Consider the following 6,453-nt stretch of genomic DNA (forward strand, 5'->3'; position numbering starts at 1 on the left):
GCCGGCGCTCGGCGCGCTTCAGCCGGACTTCGGTGGGAATCGGCAAGGCGGGCGGCTCAGCCGTCGAGGCGGCGCGCCTCGTCCGGCAGCATGATCGGGATGCCGTCGCGGATCGGATAGGCAAGGCCGGCCTGCTCGCTGACCAGCTCGCCGCGCTCGCGGTCGTAGCGCAGCGTGCCCTTGCTGACCGGGCAGACCAGGATCTCCAGCAGGCGCGGATCGACCGGGCCGCCCAGCGGCGCGGCGGGGGTCACGGGATCGGTGTCGTTTGCATGCGTCATGTCGCGGGATTCCTGCGCCACGCCCCCGGCGGCGTCAACTCTTTCAGCGGCGGCGGCGACCTAGCTGGCGCGGCCCTGGGTGGGGCCCGCCGCCTCCAGCCGCAGCAGCGCGACCAGCATGGCGGCGCGGGCGGCGGGGTCGGGCGCCTCCAGCAGGGCCTGCTTCTCGGCGTCGCCGAAGGGGCAGAGCATGCAGAGATTGGTCACCAGCATGGCCGCGGGCGCCCGCTCGATGGCCGACCAGTCCGCCTCGATGCGGCGGGCGGCGAAATAGGGGCGCAGCGCCGCCAGCAGCGCCGGGCGGTCCAGCGGCGCCTCGGCCGGCGGCGCCAGGTCGGCCAGATAGGGGGCGAAATCGGCGCGCACCCGGCGGAAGCCGGCCGGGTCGTCCGGCAGCTCCTCCGCCATGCGGAAGCGCAGCAGGCCGCGCAGGGTGACCAAGTAGCGCCCGTCCTCGGTCTCAGAAAAGGAGGAAATCCGGCCGAGGCAGGCAATCTTCTGCATGGTCGAGCGGCCGGCGACGCGAGGGAAGCCCGGATCGGGCAGCGCCATGGCCTGCAGCCGGCCGGCGGCCAGCGCCGCCTCGATCATCGCCCGGTAGCGCGGCTCGAAGATGTTGAGCGGCAGCCGGCCACCCGGCAGCAGCAGCGCGCCGGTCAGCGGGAAGACCGGCACCACCGCGGGCAGGCTGTCGGGCCGGGGCTGGAAGGGGTCCATTCCCGGCCCCGCGCCTCAGCGGAACAGGTGGGTGGACAGGCCGCGCCGCGCCCTGACCGTCGCCGGGTCCATCGGGCCCCAGGCCTCGAAGAACTTCAGCAGCTGCTTGCGCGCCGCCTCCTCGTTCCAGCTGCGGTCGCGCTTCAGGGAGGCCAGCAGCTCGGCCGCCGCCTCGTCGCGCTTCTCCATGGCGTTCAGCGCGACCGCCTTGTCGATGCGGGCCTGGTGGTCGTCCGGATCGGCGGCCAGCCGGGCCTCGAACTCGGACAGCATCTCGCGGGCCTTGCGGCCCTCGGCGGCGAGCTCGAGGGCGCTGCGCACGCCGGCGATCTCGGCATGGCTGGCGAGCTTCTCCGGCACCTGGGACAGCAGCTCCAGCGCCTGCTCCTCCTCGCCCATGGCCAGCAGGGTGCGGGCCAGGCCGGCGATCGCCTCCGGATTCTCCGGCTCCTGCTGCATCACCGCGGCGAAGAGCTCGAGCGCGCCCTGGTGGTCGCCCTGCTCCAGCGCCGCCTTGGCCTCGCCCAGCAGCTCGGCCGAGGGCATCTCGCCGCCGGCGGCCTTCAGCAGGGTCTCGACGAAACGCTTGATCTCGGATTCCGGCAGGGCGCCCTGGAACAGGTCGGCGATCTGGCCCTGCCAGAAGGCGACGACGGTCGGCACCGACTGCAGCGGCAGGCCCATTTGCGACAGCTGGGCGACCAGCTGGCGGTTCTGGTCGATGTCGATCTTGACCAGCCGGACGCGGCCCTGGGCGGCCTTGACCACCTTCTCGATCGCCGGGGTCAGCGTCTTGCAGGGGCCGCACCAGGTCGCCCAGAAATCGACCAGGACCGGCACCTCGCGGCTGGCCTGGATGACATCCTGCATGAAGGAGCGGGAATCGCCGTCCTTGATCAGCTCGGCCGCGGCAGGGGTGGCGTTGTTGGGGTCGGTGATGACGTCCATGGGGGTAGCTCCGGCATTTTCCTGCCGCCCATAGATGCGCTGCGCGCCGCCCAGCGCAAGGCGCGAAGCGCCGCGGAGCGAGCCGGCAGGACGCTTATTCCGGCACGGATTCGGCCGCCGGCGGGTCAAGCAGCTCCGGCGCATGGCCCAGCGCCTCGAGGAAGCGCCACAGCCCCGCCGGCGCCAGGCCGGTGGTGGCGGTGTTCACCAGCGGGTGGAAATGCACCCGGCCGCTTTCCATCAGCGCCCGGTCGATGACGATGCGCACCCGGCCGGGCGCGGCATTGACCATGCCGAAGGGCGTGACCGAGCCGGGCCGCACGCCGAGCTCGGCCCAGAGCTCTTCCGCCGAGGCGAAGCGGCCGCGCGGAATACCGACCGCCCGCAGCAGGGCGTTGATGGAGACCTGCCGGTCCTCCTCCAGCACCGCCAGCAGGTAGGGGCCGGGCTGCTTCGGCTTCAGGAACAGGTTCTTGGCGTGGCCGCCGGGCAGCTGGCCGCGCAGCGCCTTGCTGTCGGCGACCGTGAAGAGCGGCGGGTGCTCGACGGTTTCCTGCTCGATGCCAAGCTCCTCCAGCCGCGCCAGCAGCTGCGCCGGGGTGGCCGCGGGCCTGCCGGAGGCGAGTGGAGCTTCTGCTTCGGTTGCTTCGGTCAGCGGCGGCGGGGCGGCGGTCATGCGGGGCGGGGTCTCTTTTCGTCGGCTGCGTCGGCGCCAGTCTGGGCGGAGGCGGGCCGCCACCTCAAGGGGGGCCGCCTTCCCTGCCACTGGCACCGCTGCCGGAGGCCACCCGCCAGGCCTGGCCAAAAAATTCACGGGTCAAAAAATTCACGTCATTGAAAACAGGGGGGTTGCGGCGAGGCCCGCGCCATGACATATCGCCGCCACGCCAGACGGCAGCGTCCGGATGGCGGCCCGATACGGAGCGCGGGCGTAGCTCAGGGGTAGAGCACAACCTTGCCAAGGTTGGGGTCGAGGGTTCGAATCCCTTCGCCCGCTCCAATTCGGAAGTATCTTCGTGATCTGGATAGCGTTTCCGGTCTTCGGGTCTGCCCGAGGAACGTATCCGCTTGCCGGATCGCGCCGCCGAGGCCGTCCCTGAACGGCCGCCGGCACGGAGCGCGGGCGTAGCTCAGGGGTAGAGCACAACCTTGCCAAGGTTGGGGTCGAGGGTTCGAATCCCTTCGCCCGCTCCAGATCATTCCCTCTCCAAAAACGATTTGTGCCCGGTTTGGCAGCGTTCTCGCGCGGGCGCCTGCTCGTCCGTCGATCATGAACTTTCGGCAACCTTTGCTCGCCTCACCGCTTACCCTCTGAATGGCGGGGGGCGATGCGATGCGCGAGCGGTCTGGCACCGTGGCCTATGAGGGCTCTTCGGGCGGCTGGGGATCCCTGCGCGGGATCGGCGAGACCATGTTGCGGCAGGCGGCGACGCCTGCCGCGCTGGACACGCTGCGGCGGCAGAACAAGGCCGGCGGCTTCATGTGCACCAGCTGCGCCTGGGGCAAGCCCAAGCATCCCCACGCCTTCGAGTTCTGCGAGAACGGCGCCAAGGCGACGCTCTGGGAGCTGACCAGCCGGCGTTGCGGCCCGGATTTCTTCGTCCGCCACAGCGTCACCGCGCTGCGCGGCTGGAGCGACCACGATCTGGAGCATCAGGGCCGCCTGACCCATCCGATGCGCTACGACGCCGCCAGCGACCGCTACCTGCCCTGCGGCTGGGACGAGGCCTTCCAGGCCATCGGCCGCGAGCTCCGCGCGCTGCCGCCGAAATCCTCGGTCTTCTACGCCTCCGGCCGGGCCAGCCTGGAGACCTCCTATCTCTACGCGCTCTTCGCCCGGCTGCACGGCCACAACAACCTGCCCGACAGCTCCAACATGTGCCACGAGACCACCTCGGTGGCGCTGGCGCGGCTGATCGGCTCGCCGGTCGGCACCTGCGTGATGGACGACTTCGCGCAATGCGACGCCATCTTCTTCTTTGGCCAGAATACCGGCACCAACAGCCCGCGCTTCCTGCACCTGCTGCAGGAGGCGGTAGAGCGCGGCTGCAAGGTCGTCACCTTCAACCCGATCCGCGAGAAGGGCCTGACCGAGTTCGTCAACCCGCAGCGGCCGACGCAGATGCTGGGCGCCGGCGCGACGCGGATCAGCGACCAGTATCTGCAGGTGCGCCCGGGCGGCGACATCGCGGCGATCATGGGCCTGTGCAAGGTGGTGCTGGCCGCCGACGCGCAGCGCGGCGGCACGGTGCTCGACCACGGCTTCATCGCCGAGCACTGCACCGGCTTCGAGGCCTTCCGCGCCCAGGCCGCGGCCACGCCGTGGTCCAGCATCGAGCGGGAATCCGGACTGTCGCAGGCCGATCTGGAGGCGGCAGCCGGCGTCTTCCTCGCCGCCAAGCGCGTCATCGGCGTCTATGGCATGGGCCTGACCCAGCATGTCCATGGCTTCGAGAACATCGCCATGCTGGTGAACCTGCTGCTGCTGCGCGGCCATATCGGCCGGCCCGGCGCCGGCATCTGCCCGGTGCGCGGCCATTCCAACGTGCAGGGCCAGCGCACCGTCGGCATCGCCGAGAAGCCGGAGCTGGTGCCGCTGGACAAGCTGGCCGAGCAGTTCGGCTTCGATCCGCCGCGCGAGACCGGGCTGACCACCGTCGAGGTCTGCGAAGGGCTGCTCGACGGCTCGGTGCGGGCCTTCCTCGGCCTCGGCGGCAATTTCCTGCGCGCCATCCCCGACCAGGCGCGGCTGGAGCCGGCCTGGGAGCGGCTGCAGCTGACGGTGCAGATCGCCACCAAGCTGAACCGCACGCATCTGTTCAACGGCCGCGTCGCCTATCTGCTGCCTTGCCTCGGCCGCAGCGAGGAGGATCTGCAGCAAAGCGGGCCGCAGACGGTGACGGTCGAGGACAGCTTCAGCCACATCCATGCCTCGCTCGGCCACCGCAGGCCGGCCAGCCCGCAGCTGCGCTCGGAGCTGGCGATCGTCGCCGGCATCGCCAAGGCGACGCTGGCGCCGAATGCCCGGCTGCGCTGGGACGACTGGACCGCCGATTACGGCCTGGTGCGCGACCTGATCGCCGAGACCTATCCCGAGCAGTTCGCCCGCATGAACGCGCGGATCTTCGAGACCGGCGGCTTCTACCGCGGCAACAGCGCCCGTGAGCGGGTGTGGCAGACCGAGAGCGGCCGGGCGGCCTTCACCGCGCCGGCGATGCTGGCCGCGACCGACGTGCCGGACGACAACGGGCGCTACCGGCTGATCACCCTGCGCTCCAACGACCAGTTCAACACCACGGTCTATGGCTACAGCGACCGGCTGCGCGGCATCGAGGGCAAGCGCGACGTCGTGCTGATGAACCCGGCCGATATCCGCCGCGCCGGGCTGGCGGCGGGGCAGCGCGTCGCGCTGCTGGGCGACGCTGCCGATGGCCGCGCGCGGCGGGTCGATGCGCTGGAGGTGGTGCCCTTCGACCTGCCGCAGGGCAGCATCGCCGGCTACTACCCGGAGCTCAATCCGCTGATCGCGCTCGACCACCACGACCGGGAATCGAAGACGCCGGCCGCCAAGGCCGTGCCGGTGCGGATCGCCGCGGCCGGCTGAGGCGCGCTGGCGGAGGGGATGTCCAATGGATGACGCGCGCAAGGATCCGGCCGGCAGCGCCATCGCGGTGCTGGCCCCGGGGCTGCTGGCCGCCAAGGCCGAACAGCCCTGGCTGCGCATGCTGCTGCTCGCCGGCTTCGCCGGCGGCTTCATCGCCTTCGGCTCGGTGATCTCGATGGTGGCGCAGTCCGGCGGCGGCGGCGGCGCGGTGCAGCTGCTGTCCGGCTTCGCCTTCTCGGTCGGGCTGATCATGGTGATGGTGGTCGGCGCCGAGCTCTTCACCGGCAACACCATGATGGTGCTGCCGGCGGCGACCGGCGCGCTGCGGCCGGCGCGGATGGCCGGCGCCTGGGCGGTGGTCTGGCTCGGCAACCTGGCCGGCAGCCTGGCGGTGGCGGCGCTCTATGCCGCGGCCGGCGGGCTGGACGACAGCATCGGCGCCGCTGCCCGCGAGATGGTGCAGGAGAAGCTGGCGAAGTCCGCCCTGGCCACCTTCTGCTCGGCCATCCTGGCGAACATGCTGGTCTGCCTGGCGGTCTGGATGGCGATGGCGGCGCCGCGGCTGCCGGCCAAGATCCTCGCCATCGTCGGGCCGGTGATGATCTTCGTGGCGGCCGGGCTCGAGCATTCGGTCGCCAATATGTCGATCATCCCGCTCGGCTGGCTGGCCATGCCGGCCGAGGCGGTCCTCTGGTCGGAGGGCGCGCGCAACCTGCTGTGGAGCAGCCTGGGCAACCTCGCCGGCGGCGCGCTGCTGGCGCTGGGGCTGGCGCAGGGCCATGGCGCGCTGCGGCAGGGCAGCGCCGCGGCCGCGCGGGAGGCCAGACGATGACCAGCTATTGCGGCCTGCCGCCCGAACCCTTCGAGCTCGGCAGCCGCTGGAACCTCGATCCGCTGCTGCTG

7 protein-coding genes and 2 tRNA genes (1 of these 9 only partly in view) are annotated in these 6,453 nt (G+C 71.4%); 4 read left to right on the top strand and 5 right to left on the bottom strand.

All coding sequences use genetic code 11. The features are described 5' to 3' along the window. The 5 genes from BKE38_RS16090 to BKE38_RS16110 all read right to left on the bottom strand — a co-directional run. Window positions 1-46 carry the start of a gamma-butyrobetaine hydroxylase family protein gene (locus BKE38_RS16090; RefSeq protein ID WP_076958306.1) on the bottom strand. Its footprint begins 320 nt before the window's first position, so only the first 46 of its 366 coding nucleotides appear in the window; its start codon is at window positions 44-46; its stop codon lies off the left edge, out of view. A gap of 10 nt (window positions 47-56) precedes the next feature. Continuing rightward, on the bottom strand, window positions 57-281 hold the full coding sequence (locus BKE38_RS16095) for a Trm112 family protein (protein ID WP_076958307.1): 225 nt from the start codon (window positions 279-281) through the stop codon (window positions 57-59). Between the two features lie 60 nt (window positions 282-341). Further along, window positions 342-998 (bottom strand): LON peptidase substrate-binding domain-containing protein, encoded by a 657-nt coding sequence (locus BKE38_RS16100; RefSeq protein WP_076958308.1) that lies wholly within the window; start codon window positions 996-998, stop codon window positions 342-344. A gap of 15 nt (window positions 999-1,013) precedes the next feature. Continuing rightward, a complete protein-coding gene (locus BKE38_RS16105) occupies window positions 1,014-1,946 on the bottom strand; it encodes a thioredoxin family protein (protein ID WP_076958309.1) in 933 nt (310 codons plus the stop codon). A 94-nt stretch (window positions 1,947-2,040) separates the two neighbouring features. Further along, the gene (locus BKE38_RS16110; RefSeq protein ID WP_083747589.1) at window positions 2,041-2,622 is read right to left on the bottom strand and encodes a prolyl-tRNA synthetase associated domain-containing protein; all 582 of its coding nucleotides are present in this window, start codon (window positions 2,620-2,622) and stop codon (window positions 2,041-2,043) included. A 249-nt stretch (window positions 2,623-2,871) separates the two neighbouring features. Between BKE38_RS16110 and BKE38_RS16115 the strand changes: the two genes are divergently transcribed. From BKE38_RS16115 to BKE38_RS16130, 4 genes are all read left to right on the top strand, one after another. Continuing rightward, a tRNA-Gly gene (locus tag BKE38_RS16115) sits at window positions 2,872-2,946 on the top strand. A gap of 119 nt (window positions 2,947-3,065) precedes the next feature. Then, window positions 3,066-3,140 (top strand) — tRNA-Gly (locus BKE38_RS16120). Between the two features lie 139 nt (window positions 3,141-3,279). Then, window positions 3,280-5,550, top strand: a complete 2,271-nt coding sequence (locus BKE38_RS16125; protein WP_207553587.1) for an FdhF/YdeP family oxidoreductase — start codon at window positions 3,280-3,282, stop codon at window positions 5,548-5,550. A gap of 25 nt (window positions 5,551-5,575) precedes the next feature. Beyond that, complete coding sequence (locus BKE38_RS16130) at window positions 5,576-6,382, top strand: formate/nitrite transporter family protein (RefSeq protein WP_076958311.1); 807 nt, start codon at window positions 5,576-5,578, stop codon at window positions 6,380-6,382. The last annotated feature ends 71 nt before the right edge of the window (window positions 6,383-6,453 follow it).

Source organism: Teichococcus deserti (assembly GCF_001982615.1).
GTDB classification, from domain to species: Bacteria; Pseudomonadota; Alphaproteobacteria; order Acetobacterales; family Acetobacteraceae; genus Pseudoroseomonas; species Pseudoroseomonas deserti.